Genomic DNA, 19,260 nt, shown 5'->3' with positions numbered 1-19,260 from the left:
AAGCCTTTCAGCGCCGATGGTACTGCAGGGGGGACCCTGTGGGAGAGTAGGACGCCGCCGAACAATCATTGTGGAAAAGCCCCGTGCCCTTGTGGAACGGGGCTCTTCTGCGTTCACGTGGTGTTCCCAGCACCCCTGTGTATCTGCCGGCCATGGCTGAGGGTAAGGTCAGGGGGCATCATTGGCACGTTCATTCACAGGAGGCCCCCGGGTGGAGGTCCAGGAGACTCGAGTTCAGACGGACCGGGTCCTCACCATCCCCAACATCCTCAGTATGGCTCGCCTCGTTGGCGTGCCTGTCTTCCTGTGGCTGATTCTCCGTCCTGAGTTCGGCGGGCCCCAGAGTGATGGCTGGGCGCTGCTGGTACTGATGTTCAGCGGCGTGAGCGACTACCTCGACGGTAAGCTCGCGCGCCGATGGAACCAGATCAGTAGCCTCGGACGGCTGCTTGACCCTGCTGCCGACCGTCTCTACATTCTTTCCACGCTTGTCGGTCTGACTTGGCGGGAGATCCTTCCACTCTGGCTCACCGCCGCGCTCCTTGCACGCGAGCTGATGCTTCTTGTGATGGTGGGAATCCTCCGTCGTCACGGATATCCGCCGCCGCAGGTGAACTTCCTGGGCAAGGCGGCTACCTTCAACCTGATGTACGCATTCCCCTTGTTGCTGCTCAGCGACGGAGGTGGTTGGCTGGCATCGGTGGCCACTGTTTTCGGATGGGCGTTCGCAGGATGGGGTACAACGCTCTACTGGTGGGCAGGGATCCTCTACGTGGTTCAGGTCCGCCGGCTGGTCAAGGCGGATGCAGTAGCCGATTGAGCTCGTTCATGCGGTGCCGCGCAACGTGGCCGGCCCGCGGCTGATGACACAGAAGCTGCCCTGACGGGCGAAGTCGGCTAGACCGTCGTCTCTTCAAGGAGGACGTTCCGACATGAAGGCCGTCGTGATGGCAGGTGGTGAAGGCACTCGCCTTCGCCCCATGACCTCAAGCATGCCCAAGCCACTCCTGCCCGTAGCCAATCGGCCGATCATGGAGCATGTGCTACGTCTGCTCAAGCGGCACGGGCTCAATGAGACGGTGGTGACCGTCCAGTTCCTTGCTTCGCTCGTGAAGAACTACTTCGGAGACGGCGAAGAGCTCGGGATGGAGCTCAGCTACGCGAACGAGGAAAAACCTCTCGGCACCGCGGGCAGTGTGAAGAATGCCGAAGAGGCATTGAAGGACGACACGTTTCTCGTGATTTCCGGTGACGCGCTCACCGACTTCGACCTCACCGACCTCATCGCGTTCCACAAGGAAAAGGGCGGACTGGTCACGGTCTGTCTCACGCGCGTTCCGAATCCCCTTGAATTCGGGATCACCATCGTGGACGAGGCGGGCCAGGTCGAACGCTTCCTGGAGAAGCCAACCTGGGGGCAGGTCTTCTCGGACACCGTGAACACAGGCATCTATGTTATGGAGCCCGAGGTGTTCGACTACGTCGAGGCCGATGTCTCCGTGGACTGGTCCGGTGATGTCTTTCCACAGCTCATGAAGGAGGGCAAGCCGATCTACGGCTATGTCGCCGAGGGCTACTGGGAGGACGTCGGTACGCACGAGAGCTATGTGAAGGCCCAGGCCGACGTGCTGGAGCGCAAGGTCGACGTCGAGATCGACGGCTTCGAGATCTCCCCCGGTATATGGGTGGCAGAGGGTGCGGACGTGCACCCCGAAGCGGTGCTGCGCGGGCCTTTGTACATCGGTGACTACGCCAAGGTCGAGGCCGGTGTGGAGATCCGGGAGCACACCGTCATCGGATCGAACGTCGTCGTGAAGAGCGGGGCTTTCCTTCACAAGGCTGTGGTGCACGACAACGTGTACATCGGTGATCACAGCAACCTGCGCGGCTGTGTGGTCGGCAAGAACACCGACATCATGCGCGCTGCCCGGATCGAGGACGGGGCGGTCATCGGGGATGAATGCCTTGTCGGCGAGGAATCGATTATCCAGGGCAATGTCCGCGTCTACCCGTTCAAGACCATCGAGGCCGGCGCGTTCGTCAACACCTCGGTGATCTGGGAGTCGCGAGGTCAGGCACATCTCTTCGGCGCACGAGGTGTGTCAGGGATCCTGAACGTCGAGATCACGCCGGAACTGGCTGTCAGGCTGGCCGGTGCCTATGCGACGACCCTGAAGAAGGGCTCCACGGTCACCACCGCGCGTGACCACTCCCGAGGCGCCCGGGCACTGAAACGGGCGGTCATTTCGGCCCTTCAGGCCAGCGCCATCGACGTTCGCGACCTCGAGAACGTTCCACTGCCGGTGGCTCGCCAGCAGACCGCACGCGGTAGCGCCGGCGGCATCATGATCCGTACCTCGCCGGGTGTTCCCGACTCCGTCGACATCATGTTCTTCGACGAGCGGGGAGCGGACCTCTCCCAGGCGCGGCAGCGCAAGCTGGACCGGGTCTATGCCCGGCAGGAGTACCGCCGTGCCTTCCCCGGTGAGATCGGGGACCTTCACTTCCCGTCCAGCGTCTTCGACTCGTACACGGGCTCCCTGCTGCGGAACGTGGACACCGCAGGGATCTCCGACGCCGGACTCAAAGTGGTGGTCGACGCCTCCAACGGCAGTGCGGGACTGGTGCTCCCCAGCCTGTTGGGACGGCTCGGTGTCGATGCGCTGACCATCAATCCCGGCCTCGACGAATCCCGGCCGACGGAGTCTGCCGAGACGCGCCGCTCAGGTCTGGTTCGGCTCGGGGAGATCGTCTCGTCGGCGAGGGCTGCGTTCGGCGTACGTTTCGACCCGGTCGGTGAACGGCTTTCACTGGTCGACGAGCGAGGCAGGATCGTGGAGGACGACCGGGCCCTGCTGGTCATGCTCGACCTGGTGGCCGCGGAGCGTCGTAGCGGCCGGGTGGCGCTGCCCGTGACCACTACCCGCGTCGCCGAGCAGGTGGCGGCGTACCACGGGACCCAGGTCGAGTGGACGATGACGTCGCCCGACGACCTGACACGGGTGGGCCGCGAGGAAGGCACCATTTTCGGTGGTGACGGACGTGGCGGGTTCATCGTTCCCGAGTTCAGCAGCGTCTTCGACGGCTCTGCCGCGTTCGTGCGGCTCATCGGCCTGGTGGCAAGAACGCAGCTCACACTCAGCCAGATCGACGCACGCATCCCGCGCGCGCATGTGCTGCGGCGTGATCTGGCGACCCCGTGGGCCGTCAAGGGACTGGTGATGCGTCGCGTGGTGGAGGCGGCGGGAGACCGCGACGTGGACACGACGGACGGTGTACGGGTCGTCGAGGCGGACGGCCGCTGGGTGATGGTGCTGCCGGACCCGGCCGAAGCGGTCACCCATCTGTGGGCCGAAGGACCCGACGACGCCTCCGCCCAGGCGCTTCTGGACGAATGGTCCGCGATCGTCGACAGCGCGGGTCAATGACGTGACCGGGCGCCGGGGCGGGCGAGTGACACCGTCCCGGCACCTGGGGTCCGGCCTGGATCCGGAGCTGCGGCAGGGGAAGCCGCGCCCACATGTCCCAGGCATCGGTGGGGCCATTCGGCGGTAGCCCCTGCGACATGCGACGATGTGCGGCATGTCGCAGCAGCCCCCCGATCGGAGTAGCGCCTCGCCGCCCCCGCGTCCCGACGCGTCCATGTCGCTGCTGACCAACGTGATGGATCACAGTCTCGACGACGGTTATGCCGAGGCGGCGGCGCGTCGCAAGGCCGACGGGCGTACGGGAATGCCCCGCACCCTCAAGGCCAAGCTCGGCTTCGCGGCATGCCTGGTGCTTGCGGCGCTTGTCGTGACGCTCGGTGCCGCGCAGGCGCGGGTGGCCGCACCGGTCCTGGCCAAGGAGCGCGAGGAGCTCATCGACCGGATCGACGCGGAGACGTCCGCGGCCGACACCCTTGAGGCGCAGGTGGAGGAGATCCGCGACGACGTGGGCACTCGTCAGCGCAAGGCGCTGGAAGAACACGGCGGCGACCAGGCCGAACTGGTGGCTCTGCTCTCGGGGGCGACGCCGGTGCAGGGCCCAGGGGTGAAGCTCGTCGTCGATGATGCGAAGGACACCGACCAGGGCGGTGGGGGGCCGCGTGAAAGCAGCGGGTTCTCCGACACGGGGCGGGTCCGCGACCGGGACATGCAGCGGGTCGTCAACGGCCTGTGGCAGTCCGGTGCCGAGGCGATCTCCATCAACGGACAGCGGCTGACCGCCCTGTCGGCGATCCGCGCCGCGGGCGACGCCATACTGGTCGACAACAAGCCGCTGGTGCCGCCGTACACGGTGCTCGCGGTGGGGGACGGGAAGAAGCTCGGCGCGGCCTTCCAGGACAGTGCCGATGGCCAGTACCTGCAGGCGCTCAAGGACACCTTCGATATCCGGACCAGCATCTCCGTCCAGGACAAGGTGAGCCTCCCGGCGGCCCCCAGCCTGACCGTACGGACAGCAGAGCCTTATAAGGCCGCAGACACCGGCAGTGGTGCGGCAGACACAGGGAAGGGCACATCGTGATCGCCGTACTGGGCCTCGTCGTGGGAGTCGTGGTCGGACTGTTGGTCCGGCCCGAAGTGCCGGCGGTGGTCGAGCCCTACCTCCCGATCGCGGTCGTGGCGGCTCTGGACGCCGTCTTCGGAGGTCTGCGGGCCATGCTCGACGGCATCTTCGTCGACAAGGTATTCGTGGTCTCGTTCCTCTCGAACGTGGTCGTGGCCGCACTGATCGTGTTCCTGGGAGACAAGCTGGGCGTCGGAGCGCAGCTCTCCACCGGTGTGGTAGTCGTCCTCGGTATCCGGATCTTCTCCAACGCGGCCGCGATCCGCCGGCACGTCTTCCGGGCCTGACGCCGATGAGCAACGACGCATTCAACAGCGACCGCGAAGATCCCGGCGAGCGGGCCGACAGGGCTCCCGGAGAACTGACCGGGCGCCAGCGGCTGATTGCCGGAATCTGGCCGCCCCGGGTCACCCGTGCCCAACTCATCGTCGCGGTGCTGCTGTTCGTGCTCGGCCTGGGCCTGGCCATCCAGGTGCGGTCGAACAGCGACAACAGCGCCCTGCGCGGCGCCCGTCAGGAGGATCTGGTCCGCATCCTTGACGAGGTGGACGACCGCACACAGCGGCTGGAGGACGAGAAGCAACGCCTCGTCGACCAGCGCACGGAGCTGGAGAACAGTTCCGACCAGGCAGAAGAGGCGCGGAAGCAGACAGTGGAGAAGGAACGCCAACTCGGCATCCTCGCGGGTACCGTGGCGGTGCACGGGCCCGGAATCACGCTCACCGTCAACGACCCCGGTGACGCGGTACAGGCCGACATGCTGCTCGACGCGCTTCAGGAACTCCGGGCGGCCGGAGCCGAGGCGATCGAGGTCAATGGCGTGCGTGTAGTGGCCAATACGTACTTTTCCGGGGACGGCGGAGCCGTCGAGGTCGACGACCACAAGATCTCCGCTCCCTACGTCTTCAAGGTCATCGGCAAGCCGCAGGACCTGGAACCGGCGCTGAACATCCCCGGCGGTGTGGTGCAGACACTGGAGAAGGAGCAGGCCGCCGTGCATGTGGCGCAGTCGGACGACATCGTCATCGACGCCTTGCGACCGGCGGAGCGGCCTGACTACTCTCGGTCGTCGGCCCGGTGAAGGCGGGACGCGTGGGCGTGGGGGGACATGGGCTGGAGGTTGCGGGGGGTCGCCGCATCGTAATGGTGGTGCGTGGTGGAAACTGTCGAGTGGCCACGGACGTTGTGAAGATGTCCGGGTCGGCAGGTGTGTTCATTCAGGGTTCGTCCTGCCCCACGGGCGGGTCTGTTTCGGTCAAGGGGAATCGCCCGTGAAGTTGTTTGGGAAGTTGTTCGGCAAGAGCGCTCGCGATGAAGCCGCACGCCATCGTGCGCCGCGTCATGGCCAGACTGAGGAGCAGGGCGGCGAACGCCCGCTCTTCCGCGATCAGGTGTCAGGTTCGGGGGGTGACAATTCGGGTGGTTCCGGCGCGTCGTCTGTTGACCCTGCCGGTCCCGGCCGCATAGGTTTCGGAGAACCCTCAACCTCAAGTACGGGTGGAGGGCTCGCCCCGAGGCAGGAGGCTTCGTCCATGCCGGTCTGTACGAGGTGCGGGCATCGCAACGCCGAGGCCAGCCGTTTCTGTTCCAACTGCGGTGCGCCGCTGCGGGGCGGAATCCCCGAGCGCGCCTCGGAGACGACGTCGACCATCTCCATCTCCGGCCTGGAGGCCTATGAGGCGGAGGCGACCGGACAGACGTCCGTACCCTCGCTCTCGCCCGAGGCTCAGGCCGCTGTCGACGCCCTGCCGCTCGGTTCGGCGCTCCTGGTGGTGCGCCGGGGGCCCAACTCGGGCAGCCGCTTCCTGCTGGACAGCGAGCTGACCACGGCCGGCCGTCACCCGCAGGGCGACATCTTCCTGGACGACGTGACGGTGTCGCGTCGTCACGTGGAGTTCCGCCGGAGCCCCGACGGCAGCTTCACCGTGGGTGATGTGGGCAGCCTCAACGGCACCTATGTGAATCGTGAGCGCATCGACTCCGTCGCGCTGTCCAACGGCGACGAAGTGCAGATCGGCAAATACCGGCTGGTCTTCTACGCAAGCCAGCGCGGCATCTGACCCGTCCCCCCTGCTCCGCCGGGGGGACCATCAGGAAGGTCCATGCTGAGAACACCGACGGGCGGTGCCGGACACGGCACCGCCCCCGCCGACGACCGCCCGATGAGCATCGGCACGGTACTCCTGCAGCTACGGGACGAGTTCCCCGAAGTCACCATCTCCAAAATCCGCTTCCTGGAGGCGGAGGGGCTCGTCGAGCCGCAGCGGACACCGTCCGGCTACCGAAAGTTCCGTACGGGCGACGTCGAGCGGCTGGCTCAGGTGCTCCGGATGCAGCGGGACCACTATCTGCCCCTGAAGGTCATCCGGGAGCACCTGGACGCCCTCGCCCGGGGGGAACAGGTCGCTCTGCCGTCCCCGGGCGGTGAGCGGGACCTGGCCGACGGCGGCTGGACCGGTGGGCCGGGACGGGCCACGGCGGCCCGTATTGGCCGTGCCGAGCTTCTGGCCGCTGCCGAGGTCACGGAGAGCGACCTCGACGCCTGGGAGTCCTACGGCCTGGTCGCGCCGGCGGCAGGGGGCGGATACGACGCCGAGACGGTCACCATCGCCAGGCTTGTGGCGGATCTGGGGCGATTCGGTCTGGAACCACGTCATCTCCGGGCGATGCGAGCGGCCGCGGATCGTGAGGCCGGGCTGATCGGGCAGGTTGTCGCGCCCCTGCGCCGGCATCGGAATCCGCAGACCAGAGCGCATGCCGAGGCCACTGCGAAGGAGCTTGCCGAGCTCTCCGTACGGCTGCACTCGGCCCTTGTCCAGGCCGCTCTGCAGATCCGTCTCCACTGATCCAGGTGGGGCCCGACTACCCAAACCTGCCGAGCACGTCCTAGGGTTGCTGTGTGAACAGGCTCGACGTTGTGGGTGTCCGGGTGGAAATGCCCTCCAACCAACCGATCGTGCTCCTGCGTGAAGTGGGAGGCGACCGGTACCTCCCCATTTGGATCGGTCCTGGTGAGGCGACCGCGATCGCCTTCGCCCAGCAGGGCATGGCTCCGGCCAGACCGCTGACCCATGATCTCTTCAAGGATGTGCTCGAGGCCGTCGGCCAGGAGCTCACCGAGGTCCGGATCACGGATCTGCGCGAAGGGGTCTTCTACGCGGAGCTGGTCTTCGCCAGCGGAGTCGAGGTGAGCGCGCGGCCGTCCGACGCCATAGCGCTCGCCCTGCGCACCGGTACGCCGATCTTCGGCAGTGACGGGGTGCTCGACGATGCCGGAATCGCGATTCCGGACGAGCAGGAGGACGAGGTGGAGAAGTTCCGCGAGTTCCTCGACCAGATCTCACCGGAGGATTTCGGTACGAACAGTCAGTGACGTCCCAAGGGGATCCGTCAGCGCATCCGGCAAGCCTTTCCCCGTTGTGAGTCGCGGGAAACCACCCTCAGGGTGATTATCACTCGGCGTGCCGAGTGTGGCGATCGTTGACGCACCCCGGGTCACTGCCTACCTTCGAGTGGGCAGGTCAAGGACGGAGGTCGGCGTGAGAAGCAGCGGCGACGGTACGGCAGCGGGTGGGCCGTATCCGCAGCAGGGGAGTACAGCCGGCCACACCATCAGGCAACCGGTTGCGCCGGATGTGGTGGCGGGGGACGGCGTGACATCGGCCGACGAGATCGGCTACCGGGGACCGACGGCTTGCGCGGCTGCCGGGATCACCTACCGGCAGCTCGACTACTGGGCCCGCACGGGCCTCGTGGAGCCGAGCGTTCGCCCGGCCTATGGGTCGGGCACACAGCGGCTCTACAGCTTCCGGGACGTGGTGCTCCTGAAGATCGTGAAGCGGTTCCTCGACACCGGGGTGGCGCTTCAGAACATCCGCACCACGGTGCAGCACCTACGGGCCCGCGGCTTCCAGGACCTTGAGCGCATGACGCTGATGAGCGACGGAGCCACCGTCTACGAGTGCTCCTCGCCCGCCGAGGTCGTCGAACTGCTCCAAGGGGGCCAGGGAGTCTTCGGCATCGCGGTCGGGGTGGTGTGGCGCGACGTGGACGCCGCACTGTCACAGCTGCACGGGGAGCGTGTGGACACCGGCGAGACACTGATCGGCAACAACCCCGGCGACGAGCTCGCACGGCGGCGCAACCGCGCCGGCTGACCGGACGACGAGCGGCCGCACCCCGGGAATCCGGGGTGCGGCCGCCGTTGCGACAGGGCGTCTGTCAGTGCCGTAGGGCACCATCGGTTGATGTGAGAGCCGCGCCCACCATCCTGCACCTGGACATGGATGCCTTCTACGCCTCTGCTGAGCAGGCGGCGAAACCGAGTCTGCGCGGTAAACCGGTCGTGGTGGGCGGGCTCGGGCCACGGGGGGTCGTCGCCACCGCCTCGTACGAGGCGCGGCGTTTCGGGGTGCACTCGGCGATGCCGATGGCTCAGGCCAGAAGGCTGGCGCCGAACGCGGCCTACCTGGTGCCGCGTTTCACGCTCTACCGCACGGTGAGTGATCAGGTCATGGAGCTGCTGGGCCGTCTGTCGCCCCTTGTGGAGCCGCTCAGCCTCGACGAGGCTTTCGTCGACCTGGAGGCGGGCGGGACGGCGGACGACACGTCCTCGGCCCTGCGGGTCGGCGAGCAGCTGCGCGGGGCGATCGAGGCGGTCACGGGGCTCAGCGGCTCCGTCGGGCTCGCAGGCTCCAAGATGCTGGCGAAGATCGCCTCCGAGGAGGCGAAACCCGACGGAATCCTGCTGATAGAGCCGGGCACGGAGCGGGAACTGCTCGCGCCCATGACGGTACGCACGCTGCCCGGCGTCGGGCCCGCCACCGCGGACCATCTGCGCCGCGCCGGCATGACCACGATCAATGACCTGGCCGAAGCGGGCGAGGCCGAGCTCGTACGGCTCCTGGGCAAGGCGCACGGCACTGCGCTCCATCGCATGGCGTTCGGTTACGACGACCGGCCCGTGGTCGCCGAGCGGGACGCGAAATCGGTCTCGGTCGAGGACACCTTCGACACGGATCTCCACGACCGGGTCCGGGTGAGGGCCGAGGTGGAGCGGCTCGCCGGCCGCTGCGTACAGCGGCTGAGGAGCGCCGGCCGGTCGGGGCGCACGGTGGTGCTGAAAGTGCGGCGCTACGACTTCTCGACCCTCACCCGCTCCGAGACGCTCCGCGGGCCCACCGACGACCCCACGGTGGTCAGAGAGGCCGCTGCGAGGCTTCTGGAGGCCGTGGATACGACCGGGGGCGTGCGGTTGCTGGGCGTCGGTGTCACCGGGCTGGCCGACTTCACCCAGGAGGACCTGTTCGCCCAGGCGGCGGGCGAGCGGACGGCCGCCGAGTTCCCCGGAACCGCCGAAACGGGAGCGGGAGCCGAGGCGACCGGGACCGCGGACGAGGCAGAGCCCGCCGGCGAGGGAGAGCAGGCGGGTGAGGAAGCCGTGCGGGAGAGTGCCGAGCAGCTCGGCGCGCGTCGCTGGCCGGCCGGGCACGACGTCCGCCACGACACCTACGGGCATGGCTGGGTGCAGGGCAGCGGGGTCGGTCGGGTGACGGTGCGGTTCGAGGAACCGGAATCGGCGCCCGGCCGGGTCCGCACGTTCCGTATCGACGACCCGGATCTGCAGCCTGCCGATCCGCTGCCGCTCGTGCGGAATCCGGCGGACTACTCGTCCTGGCCCGCCAGTCTGCCGAAGTCGCGGTCCGGGGCGCTCTCGCCCGGTGCGGAGTCCAGACCGTAGTGCCGGTAGAGCTGAAGTTCCTGTTCCGGTGAGAGATGGCGGCCGACTCCGAAGTCCGGTGCGTCCTTGATCAGAGCACGGTCGAAGGGGATGCGCAGGGTGTCCTCGACGAATTCGCTGGGCTCCAGCGGGACGAAGGCATCCCGGCTGAAGAGTCCGGTGCGAACGGCCGCCCACTCGGGCACACCGGTCGCGTCGTCGAGATACACCTCGTCCACGGTTCCGATCTTGGTGCCCTTGCGGTCGAACGCCTTGCGGCCGATCAGGCTGCGCGGATCGATGTCGGTCTGCACGGTCCCTCCCTTGGGTCGCAGCTACTCCACAGGCACTACAGAAGTGCAGATTCGTGGCGTTGGCCACTCGAGAATTCCGCCAGGTACCCCGCTGGTAGGCTGGCCATGGCTGCTGACCCCGTGCGGGAGAGTCCTCCGGAGAGAATCCGGAGGCGCCGAAGGAGCAAATCCTCCCCGGAATCTCTCAGGCCCCCGTACCGCATGGACGAGGTCACTCTGGAAAGCAGGGCGGGTTTCGCATGGCCACGGCCGGACCGGACTCCTCCCTCACCGACGGTGAAAGCCGGTGCGCCCCGCAGGCACCGGTGAAGCTCTCAGGTTGAGATGACAGAGGGGGAGGCCGTTCGGGCACCCCGCGCCGTGGTGCCCCTCGCAGGTCGTGACAGACCAGGAGGCCTCCATCATGACCCCCCGTCGCACTTCGCTCTCCCAGCTCGAACAGGGAATCCCGTTCGAGCAGCGCCACATCGGTCCCGATGCCGAGGCACAGGCGAAGATGCTCGCCCAGGTCGGTTACGGCTCGCTCGACGAGCTGACCGCCGCCGCGGTGCCCGATGTGATCAAGAGCGCCGAAGCTCTGAAGCTGCCGGGCGCCCGGACCGAGGCCGAGGTCCTTGCCGAACTGCGCCTCCTCGCCGACCGTAACCAGGTCCTGGCACCGATGATCGGGCTCGGCTACTACGGCACCTTTACCCCGCCGGTGATCCTCCGCAATGTGATGGAGAACCCGGCCTGGTACACGGCCTACACGCCGTACCAGCCCGAGATCTCCCAGGGCCGCCTCGAAGCCCTTCTGAACTTCCAGACCATGGTGGCCGAGCTCACCGGGCTGCCCACCTCCGGCGCCTCGCTGCTCGACGAGGGCACCGCCGCCGCCGAGGCCATGGCGCTGGCCCGGCGTGTCGGCAAGGTCAAGAAGGGCGTCTTCCTGGTCGACGCGGACGCCCTGCCGCAGACTGTCGCGGTCATCGAGACCCGCGCCGAGCCGACCGGGGTCGAGGTCGTCGTCGCCGACCTCAGCGACGGCATTCCGGCCGGGATCGCCGAGCGCGGCGTCTTCGGTGTGCTGCTGCAGTACCCCGGCGCCTCCGGAGCCGTACGGGACATCAAGCCCGTCATCGAGCAGGCCCACGAGCTCGGCGCGATCGTCACCGTGGCCGCGGATCTGCTGGCGCTCACGCTGCTCACCTCGCCCGGTGACCTGGGCGCGGACATCGCGGTCGGCACCACGCAGCGCTTCGGCGTCCCGATGGGCTTCGGCGGACCGCACGCCGGCTTCATGGCCGTACGCGAGAAGTTCGCGCGCAGCCTTCCGGGCCGCCTCGTCGGTGTCTCCGTGGACGCGGACGGCAACAAGGCGTACCGGCTGGCCCTGCAGACGCGTGAGCAGCACATCCGCCGGGAGAAGGCGACCAGCAACATCTGCACCGCGCAGGTACTGCTGGCCGTGATGGCCGGCATGTACGCCGTCTACCACGGCCCCGACGGGCTGCGCACGATCGCGCGGCGCACCCACCGCTACGCGGCCATCCTGGCCGAGGGCCTGCGGGCGGCCGGTGTCGACGTGGTGACCGGTTCCCACTTCGACACGCTCACCGTCCGGGTGCCCGGCAAGGCGGCCGAGGTCGTCGCCGACGCCCGCGAGCGTGGCGTCAACCTGCGGCTCGTCGACGGCGACTTGGTCTCGCTGGCGTGCGACGAGACCACCACCCGCGCGCAGATCGCCGCCGTCTGGGCCGCCTTCGGGGCCGACGGCGACATCGAGGCGCTGGACGCCACGACCGCCGACGCGCTGCCCGAGGGGCTGCTGCGCACCGACGCGTTCCTGACCCACCCGGTCTTCCACCAGCACCGGTCCGAGACCGCGATGCTGCGCTACCTGCGCAAGCTCGCCGATCGTGACTACGCGCTGGACCGAGGCATGATCCCGCTCGGCTCCTGCACGATGAAGCTGAACGCGACCGCCGAGATGGAGTCGATCACCTGGCCCGAGTTCGGCGCGCTGCACCCGTTCGCACCGGCCGATCAGGCCGAGGGCTTTCTGACGCTCATCCGTGAACTGGAAGAACGCCTCGCCGAGGTCACCGGCTACGACGCGGTCTCCATCCAGCCGAACGCCGGCTCGCAGGGCGAGTTCGCGGGGCTGCTGGCCGTCCGTGCGTACCACCGCGCCAACGGCGACGAGGGCCGGACCGTCTGTCTGATCCCCTCTTCCGCACACGGCACCAACGCCGCGAGTGCCGTGATGGCCGGCATGAAGGTCGTCGTGGTGAAGACCGCCGACGACGGCGAGGTCGACATCGAGGACCTGCGCGCCAAGATCGCGCAGCACCGCGACGAGCTCGCTGTGCTCATGATCACCTACCCGTCCACCCACGGTGTCTTCGAGGAGCACGTCGCCGACATCTGTGCCGAGGTGCACGATGCCGGCGGCCAGGTGTACGTCGACGGCGCCAACCTCAACGCTCTGGTCGGCCTGGCCAAGCCGGGCCACTTCGGCGGCGACGTCTCGCACCTGAACCTGCACAAGACCTTCTGCATCCCGCACGGCGGCGGCGGTCCCGGCGTCGGTCCCGTCGGGGTGCGTGCGCACCTGGCGCCGTACCTCCCGAACCACCCGTTGCAGCCCGCCGCGGGTCCGGAGACCGGTGTCGGACCGATCTCGGCGGCTCCGTGGGGCTCGGCCGGAATCCTTCCGATCTCCTGGTCCTACGTACGCCTGATGGGTGGCGAGGGCCTGAAGCGTGCGACGCAGGTGGCCGTACTCGCGGCCAACTACGTCGCCAAGCGGCTGGAGCCGCACTACCCGATCCTGTACAACGGCCCGGCGGGACTGGTCGCCCACGAGTGCATCGTGGACCTGCGCCCCATCTCCAAGGCGACCGGAGTCAGCATCGACGACGTCGCCAAGCGTCTCATCGACTACGGCTTCCACTCGCCGACCATGTCGTTCCCCGTCGCGGGGACGCTCATGATCGAGCCGACCGAGAGCGAGGACCTCGCGGAACTGGACCGCTTCTGCGACACGATGATCGCCATTCGCGGCGAGATCGAGAAGGTGGCCTCGGGGGAGTGGAGCGCAGACGACAACCCGCTCGCCAACGCGCCGCACACCGCGGCCGCGCTGGGCGGGGAGTGGGAGCACGGCTACAGCCGTGAGGAGGCTGTCTTCCCGGCCGGAGTCTCGGCCGCCGACAAGTACTGGCCGCCGGTGCGCCGGATCGACGGTGCCTTCGGCGACCGCAACCTCGTCTGCTCCTGCCCGCCGCTGGAGGAGTACGACAACTGAGCGGTGACGCCGGAACACAGGGCGTAACGCGGACATGCGTGGGGGCCGGTGCGGAGATTCTCCGGGCCGGCCCCTTTCCGTACAGGCCGCTCAGGCCGCCTTCACCACCCGGCCCGTGCCCAGCGGCCGGTGCGGGGCGATGATCTGCCCGTCCGGGAGCAGCTCACCGGTGTCCTCGAAGAGCAGGACGCCGTTGCACAGCAGGCTCCAGCCCTGCTCCGGATGGTGCGCCACCAGACGGGCGGCCTCCCGGTCGGCTGAGTCGGGTGTCGGGCAGGGTGGCTGGTGCTGGCACATGGATGGGTTCTTTCGCTGCGTTGAGTTGAGTGTCCTGCGGCTTGAAGAGGTGTTCATTGCCGCCCCCGTATCGATCGGTTCGGTCCCAGTGTTGCCCCACGGGCGTCAATCCGCAGGGATTTCGCAGCAGCACTGCTTCTCCTCTCATGCCGCATCACCCGCGCGGACGGTTCAACGCAACTGCACTGTCAATTCGGGTGGTTCGGGGTGGCCGGATGGGGCTAGTCCGGATGGGCACGGGTGTCCCCACTCGATGGCGCCGTGCCCCGCCACCCGGTCCGGTGGCGGGGCACAGTGCCATCAAGTGGGGGAGCCCGGAATCAGGCGGGCAAGCCGAGCAGGGGGCCGGGGCCGGGTGCGATACGGGTGGTGATCACGGGGAGCAGATCAGCGACCCGGTGCGGACGGTGCGCCGCGATACCCGGTGGGGCGGGAGCCAGCGGTACCAGCAGATCGGCGGGTGCGGGGGAGCCGCCGGAGGCGTCCGCGGCGATGTCCCCGTGCAGCCAGAGGGCCAGCATGTAGAGCCCGGGGATGGACAGCAGCCTCGGCTGGTACGGCGTGGCCGCAGCATCCGCCTGACGCAGGGCGAGTTCGGTCGAGGCGATGTACGGGCCTTCGAAGAAGTGCGAGAAGGCCCAGCCGTCCGGGGTGAGCATCGTGTCCGCCACGGCGACGGCGCGCTCCGTACCGCGGATGAGGAAGCGCCACCCGGTGAGACGGGTGGTGGGCGCGAGGTCGTTCGGGTCCATGCGGTCCAGCACATGGACGGGGAGCGGGTGTTCGGGGCTCAGAGGTCCCTGGGCGGACCGCAGGGCGGGGGTGCGGGCCTCGCGGACCGCAGTCGGTGAGCCGAGTGCCGCGAGAACGCTTCTCAGCGCGGGCGCGGGGGCAGGGGGAACATGCAGCGGCATAGTGGGTCGCCTCTCACTTCGGAGACACGGTGGAGCGTGGGCGGGTGCAGACGGCGCTGTCGGCGTGCGGGGCCAGAGGGGCCGGTGACTGGGCCGGTGCGTCAACTCTCTGCCTCGTCCGCGGAGTTTATACGACGCGTGTTCACGCGGTGTTTCCACTAGCTGTCACAGCTATTGCGGGCAAGGCGGTATCCGGACTCAATTATGCGGAGATTATGCTGATTCGACGCGAGCGACGCAGCCACCGCCTCGGGTTTTTCCCGCCCTGCGGTAGGCCGAAACATGCCGACGCTTTCCCTGCATGTCGAACGGGGAATCTGCGCTCTGCGTCATGCCGAGTGAATGTGCCCCGGGCCTCAGTCATCAGATTAGCGGGTATGCGGCGTCGGCGGGGCGTTATGGATCTCCTCGCCTGGGCATTATCGATCGTGACGCGAGCGGCCTGGGCCGCGGGCTGCCCACTCGAGGAGGGATACTTCGATGGGGGAGAAGGTCGTTGCGGGCGCGTTCGACCTGTCCGACCGGCATAAGTACCGGAGGAAGCTCCACCAGTGCCTGGAGGGGCTGGAGAGGCTTCTGGCGGAGCGGAGGTTCGACCGGCCGCGCAACCTCATGGGCATGGAGATCGAGCTGAATCTGGCCGGTCCCGACGGTATGCCGAAGATGTTGAATGGGCAGGTTCTGGAACGCATCGCGAGCGGTGATTTCCAGACGGAGCTGGGGATGTTCAATCTTGAAGTGAACATAGTGCCCCACAATCTTTCAGGACGTGTTCTCGACCAGTTGGCCGAAGAGCTGAGGACCGGTCTCGGATATGCCGACCGTAAGGCTGCGGAAGTCGACGCCGGGATCATGATGATCGGAATACTTCCCACCCTCGGACGCGAGGACATGGTCCGGTCCAACATCTCGGACGTGGACCGCTACGCGCTGCTGAACGATCAAATGCTGGCGGCGCGCGGCGAGGATTTCTGCCTGGATATCGAAGGTGTGGAGAGGCTCGTCTGCACCTCCGGGTCGATCACGCCCGAGGCGGCCTGCACCTCGGTGCAGCTGCATCTGCAGGTGACCCCGGAACGCTTCGCGAACGTGTGGAACGCGGCCCAGGCCGTCGCGGCGGTCCAGGTGGCCATGGGTGCCAATTCGCCCTTCCTGTTCGGCCGGGAGCTGTGGCAGGAGTCGAGGCCGCCTCTCTTCCAGCAGGCCACGGACACCAGGCCGCCCGAACTCCAGAACCAGGGGGTGAGGCCGAGGACCTGGTTCGGGGAGCGGTGGGTCGATTCGGCGTACGAGCTCTTCGAGGAGAACATCCGTTACTTTCCTCCACTGCTGCCCATCTGCGACGAGGAGGACCCGCTGCGGGTTCTCGACGGCGGCGGGGTGCCCCGGCTCCAGGAGCTCGTCCTGCACAACGGCACGGTCTACCGGTGGAACCGTCCGGTGTACGGGCTGGCGGACGGCGTCCCGCACCTGCGGGTGGAGAACCGGGTGCTGCCCGCGGGGCCGACCGTCGCCGATGTGATCGCCAACACCGCGCTGTACTACGGACTCGTACGGGCTCTGGCGGAGGAGCCCCGTCCGGTGTGGACGAGGATGCCCTTCTCTGCCGCGGCCGAGAACTTCGAGACCGCCTGCCGCCTGGGCATCGATGCCGAACTGCTCTGGCCCCGGCCCGGCCGCTCCGGCGGACTGACCCGGGTGCCGGCCGTCAAGCTCGTACGTGACGAACTGCTGCCCCTGGCCGCCGCAGGCCTCGACGCCTGGAACATCGAGCCCGCGGACCGGGACCACTACCTGGGAATCATCGAGGAACGCTGCAAGCGGCGGGTGAACGGCGGGTCCTGGCAGGCCGACACCTACCACCGGGCACGGGAGGCCGGGCTGGGGCGGGCCGAGGCGCTCGCCGCCATGACCCGGCGGTACGCCGAACTGATGCAGGACGGTGCGCCCGTGCACACCTGGCCGCTGGATCTTCCCGCAGGGTGAGGGTGAGCCTGTGGGGCCGGCCTGCCGGTCGGTCGCCTGCCGCCGGTCGGGAAGGGCGTGTTCCGTACGTCCGGGGTTCGGGGCGTGGCAGGTTCCGGGCGCCTCGCGCTCGGGGCGTGCCGGATCCCGATGTATCGGGTTCCGGGCGTGCCGGGTCCGATGTATTGGGTTCCGGGCTTGCCATGTCCCGGATGAACCCTGTTCCGGACAGGTCCTGAGCTCGGGCGGGCCTCTCCCGCAGTCGTCGTGGGAGAGGCCCGCCCCCGGCCGTACGCGCCTGCTAGCCGGCAGCGCCCCCGTTCTGTCCGGCGGTCATGACGGCCTGAAGGATCACTGCCTGGATTTCCGCCGGGTCATTGACCTGATAGCCGCCGCCACCGGTGACCTTCGCTATCTCGTTGACCTCCTCCCGGTCGGCGTCGGGGCCGACCGCGATGGCGAGCAGCGGAACTGGGCGCTCCGGGTCGGCGATCTTCTTCAGCTCGGCGATCAGGGCGGTGCGGGAGATGGACTTCTCATCCTGGTTCGAGCCGTCCGTGAGGATCACGACAGCGTTGAACTTGCCCTTCACGTAAGTGCGCTGAGCTTCCTTGAAGGCGGCCAGCGCGGTGTCGTACAGGCCTGTGGCGCCATCGGGCACGGGCTTCAGTGCGGCGAACGCCGCAGCCAGCTTCTCGCGGTGCGTGCCGCCGCCCTTGGCCGGGTCGCCGAGCCGGGCGGTCGTCACCAGCCTGCGGTAGTCCTTCTCTCCGTCGAGGGTGGTGGCGAATTCCCAGAGGCCGATCTCGTCGTTCGGGGTGAACTGGTTGAGCGCCTGGATCAGGGACGCCTTGGTGACGTCCATCCGGGACTGGTTGCGGCCCGGCACGATCGTGGCCATCGATCCCGAAGCGTCGACGACGGTGGTGAGCCGCGCGCTCTGCACGGTGATCGTCCACATGCCGAGCGTCTCCTGCAGCGTCTCGTCCGAGGGCGCCTCCCCGGGCGACGTGGCGTACGGCTGGGGCGACTTGCCGCCGGCTGAGGCGACGAGGCCCTCGTCCGCCATGCCGTCGACGTTCCGGAAGCCGTGTTCCTTCAGCGTGCGCTGGGCTGCCTCCTCGGACAGCAGCGTCATGAAGCGCAGCGCCGCCCGGCTCTCGTCCGTAGTCTGCTCCTCCTCGTTGACCAGGGTGAACGGGTAGTTGAGGAGCGGGGCGCCGTCCTTGGGATAGAAGAGGTCGAGCTTGCCGCCGTCCGCCGACTCGGCGTTGTGGGTGAACGCGGCCTGCTCGGAAAGGAGGACCGCCTGGTTGCGTGACGGATTGCCCTGCTCCGCGCCGGAACTGTCCTGGGGCAGCGTCTCGACAACCTGGGCGTCACCGTCCGACATCCGCTGGGCGAGCAGCTTGGCGGTGGCCGCGGCTCTGGTGTCGCTGTCCCCGCCCAGCTTGTCGGAGGAGATTCCGATGCTCGTCAGCGCGAGCAGCCCCGTGGCGCTGCGTGCGGGGTCGGCCGAGCCCAGACGTACCTTGTCGGACTCCATGGACGCGGCCGTCAGCTCCGCCCAGGAGTACTTCTTCTCGGGCCAGCCGAGACTCCTGGCGGCGGAGGGCACCATGGCGAGCGTCACCGGCGAGGAGGCGACGGAGTCGCCCGGAGTGATCGGAATGGCGTCTCCGGTGCCCTTCGCCCGGTTCAGCCAGAGATCGGAGTCGGGGAGCCATATCTGGTAGTCCGGTGCGCGGGCGCCGCGCGCGAGAGCGTCCGCGACCTTGTACGAGTCACGGGCCACCACGTCCACGTCCAGGCAACGGCCGTCGGATCTCAGATCGTCCTTGCGCGCCTTGTCGGCGACGGCACGCACGGCAGGGGCGATGTCCGGTGAGGTCATCATGGACAGGTGTATGGCGTTGTCCTCGCAGGACTTCGAGAACGACAGCAAGCCGCCCTGTGCCGCGACCGCCGTTCCCGCGGCTACGGCGAGAACGAGCATGGTGGCGATGGCCACGGTTCGACGGCGGCGCGGTGGATGGCCCCCGCTTCCGTCCGTGGCGTAGTCGTCGGGCAAGCTGTGACGTCCCATGTCGGTGGTGCCCCTCCTTGAGGATGAACAAGGAAAAGGGGAGACAAGACCATCGGCAATGGTGCTCGTCCCCCGGCCTGTCGCGCATGATCTTCGTACCTGCATTCGAGACCCTAGCGGGACGAGGA

General features: G+C 68.1%; 16 protein-coding genes and 1 riboswitch. Of the genes, 12 read left to right on the top strand and 4 right to left on the bottom strand.

Translation table 11 applies throughout. The features are described from left to right. Positions 1–211: 211 nt before the first annotated feature. The 10 genes from ACZ4LX_RS28505 (at position 212) to ACZ4LX_RS28460 (ending at position 10,288) form a co-directional block, all read left to right on the top strand. A complete protein-coding gene (locus ACZ4LX_RS28505) occupies positions 212–820 on the top strand; it encodes a CDP-alcohol phosphatidyltransferase family protein (protein ID WP_467649807.1) in 609 nt (202 codons plus the stop codon). 112 nt (positions 821–932) lie between these two features. Next, the gene (locus ACZ4LX_RS28500) at positions 933–3,428 is read left to right on the top strand and encodes a sugar phosphate nucleotidyltransferase (protein ID WP_467649806.1); all 2,496 of its coding nucleotides are present in this window, start codon (positions 933–935) and stop codon (positions 3,426–3,428) included. A 154-nt stretch (positions 3,429–3,582) separates the two neighbouring features. Beyond that, positions 3,583–4,506: a DUF881 domain-containing protein gene (locus tag ACZ4LX_RS28495; protein ID WP_467649805.1), complete on the top strand. Its 924-nt coding sequence runs from the start codon at positions 3,583–3,585 to the stop codon at positions 4,504–4,506. Further along, positions 4,503–4,835: a small basic family protein gene (locus ACZ4LX_RS28490; protein ID WP_003970459.1), complete on the top strand. Its 333-nt coding sequence runs from the start codon at positions 4,503–4,505 to the stop codon at positions 4,833–4,835. The genes ACZ4LX_RS28495 and ACZ4LX_RS28490 overlap by 4 nt, the downstream gene beginning before the upstream one ends. Before the next feature lie 5 nt (positions 4,836–4,840). Then, complete coding sequence (locus ACZ4LX_RS28485; RefSeq protein ID WP_467649804.1) at positions 4,841–5,629, top strand: DUF881 domain-containing protein; 789 nt, start codon at positions 4,841–4,843, stop codon at positions 5,627–5,629. A 190-nt stretch (positions 5,630–5,819) separates the two neighbouring features. Continuing rightward, on the top strand, positions 5,820–6,608 hold the full coding sequence (locus ACZ4LX_RS28480) for an FHA domain-containing protein (protein WP_467649803.1): 789 nt from the start codon (positions 5,820–5,822) through the stop codon (positions 6,606–6,608). 42 nt (positions 6,609–6,650) lie between these two features. Then, entirely contained in the window at positions 6,651–7,394 is a 744-nt protein-coding gene (ftsR, locus tag ACZ4LX_RS28475) for a transcriptional regulator FtsR (RefSeq protein ID WP_467649802.1), read from the top strand. Positions 7,395–7,447: 53 nt separating this feature from the next. Then, positions 7,448–7,921, top strand: a complete 474-nt coding sequence (locus ACZ4LX_RS28470; RefSeq protein WP_467649801.1) for a bifunctional nuclease family protein — start codon at positions 7,448–7,450, stop codon at positions 7,919–7,921. A 166-nt stretch (positions 7,922–8,087) separates the two neighbouring features. Beyond that, a complete protein-coding gene (locus ACZ4LX_RS28465; RefSeq protein ID WP_467649800.1) occupies positions 8,088–8,705 on the top strand; it encodes a MerR family transcriptional regulator in 618 nt (205 codons plus the stop codon). 92 nt (positions 8,706–8,797) lie between these two features. After that, complete coding sequence (locus ACZ4LX_RS28460) at positions 8,798–10,288, top strand: DNA polymerase IV (protein ID WP_467649799.1); 1,491 nt, start codon at positions 8,798–8,800, stop codon at positions 10,286–10,288. Here ACZ4LX_RS28460 and ACZ4LX_RS28455 read toward each other — a convergent pair. Next, a complete protein-coding gene (locus ACZ4LX_RS28455) occupies positions 10,213–10,581 on the bottom strand; it encodes a PRC-barrel domain-containing protein (protein ID WP_385286731.1) in 369 nt (122 codons plus the stop codon). The genes ACZ4LX_RS28460 and ACZ4LX_RS28455 overlap by 76 nt on opposite strands. A gap of 113 nt (positions 10,582–10,694) precedes the next feature. Next, a riboswitch (glycine riboswitch) is annotated at positions 10,695–10,791 on the top strand. Positions 10,792–10,984: 193 nt separating this feature from the next. On the opposite strand from ACZ4LX_RS28455, the gene gcvP reads away from it, so the two are divergent. Next, positions 10,985–13,870 carry an aminomethyl-transferring glycine dehydrogenase gene (gene gcvP, locus ACZ4LX_RS28450; RefSeq protein WP_467649798.1) on the top strand — a complete coding sequence of 962 codons (2,886 nt, stop codon included), beginning with the start codon at positions 10,985–10,987 and terminating at the stop codon, positions 13,868–13,870. Positions 13,871–13,960: 90 nt separating this feature from the next. Here gcvP and ACZ4LX_RS28445 read toward each other — a convergent pair whose 3' ends face one another. Together ACZ4LX_RS28445 and ACZ4LX_RS28440 are read right to left on the bottom strand one after the other, a co-directional pair. Next, entirely contained in the window at positions 13,961–14,167 is a 207-nt protein-coding gene (locus ACZ4LX_RS28445; RefSeq protein ID WP_467649797.1) for a DUF5999 family protein, read from the bottom strand. A 320-nt stretch (positions 14,168–14,487) separates the two neighbouring features. After that, on the bottom strand, positions 14,488–15,081 hold the full coding sequence (locus ACZ4LX_RS28440; protein ID WP_467649796.1) for a hypothetical protein: 594 nt from the start codon (positions 15,079–15,081) through the stop codon (positions 14,488–14,490). Positions 15,082–15,561: 480 nt separating this feature from the next. On the opposite strand from ACZ4LX_RS28440, the gene ACZ4LX_RS28435 reads away from it, so the two are divergent. After that, positions 15,562–17,067: a glutamate-cysteine ligase family protein gene (locus ACZ4LX_RS28435; RefSeq protein WP_467649795.1), complete on the top strand. Its 1,506-nt coding sequence runs from the start codon at positions 15,562–15,564 to the stop codon at positions 17,065–17,067. Between the two features lie 280 nt (positions 17,068–17,347). Here the strand turns inward: ACZ4LX_RS28435 and ACZ4LX_RS28430 are convergent, their stop codons facing one another. Beyond that, positions 17,348–19,132, bottom strand: coding sequence for a substrate-binding and VWA domain-containing protein (locus ACZ4LX_RS28430; protein ID WP_467649794.1), 1,785 nt, complete (start codon positions 19,130–19,132; stop codon positions 17,348–17,350). Positions 19,133–19,260: the final 128 nt, after the last annotated feature.

Source organism: Streptomyces sp. NPDC026062 (assembly GCF_055568375.1).
The sequence above is the reverse complement of the archived record's forward strand: the minus strand, read 5'-3'. Positions and strand labels throughout refer to the sequence as shown.

Coding starts and splice junctions, on each gene's coding strand:
- ACZ4LX_RS28430 (WP_467649794.1), bottom strand. CDS start 19,132: ATGGGACGTCACAGCTTGCCCGACGACTACGCCACGGACGGAAGCGGG.
- ACZ4LX_RS28440 (WP_467649796.1), bottom strand. CDS start 15,081: ATGCCGCTGCATGTTCCCCCTGCCCCCGCGCCCGCGCTGAGAAGCGTT.
- ACZ4LX_RS28435 (WP_467649795.1), top strand. CDS start 15,562: ATGGGGGAGAAGGTCGTTGCGGGCGCGTTCGACCTGTCCGACCGGCAT.
- ACZ4LX_RS28445 (WP_467649797.1), bottom strand. CDS start 14,167: ATGTGCCAGCACCAGCCACCCTGCCCGACACCCGACTCAGCCGACCGG.
- ACZ4LX_RS28495 (WP_467649805.1), top strand. CDS start 3,583: ATGTCGCAGCAGCCCCCCGATCGGAGTAGCGCCTCGCCGCCCCCGCGT.
- ftsR (WP_467649802.1), top strand. CDS start 6,651: ATGCTGAGAACACCGACGGGCGGTGCCGGACACGGCACCGCCCCCGCC.
- ACZ4LX_RS28500 (WP_467649806.1), top strand. CDS start 933: ATGAAGGCCGTCGTGATGGCAGGTGGTGAAGGCACTCGCCTTCGCCCC.
- ACZ4LX_RS28485 (WP_467649804.1), top strand. CDS start 4,841: ATGAGCAACGACGCATTCAACAGCGACCGCGAAGATCCCGGCGAGCGG.
- gcvP (WP_467649798.1), top strand. CDS start 10,985: ATGACCCCCCGTCGCACTTCGCTCTCCCAGCTCGAACAGGGAATCCCG.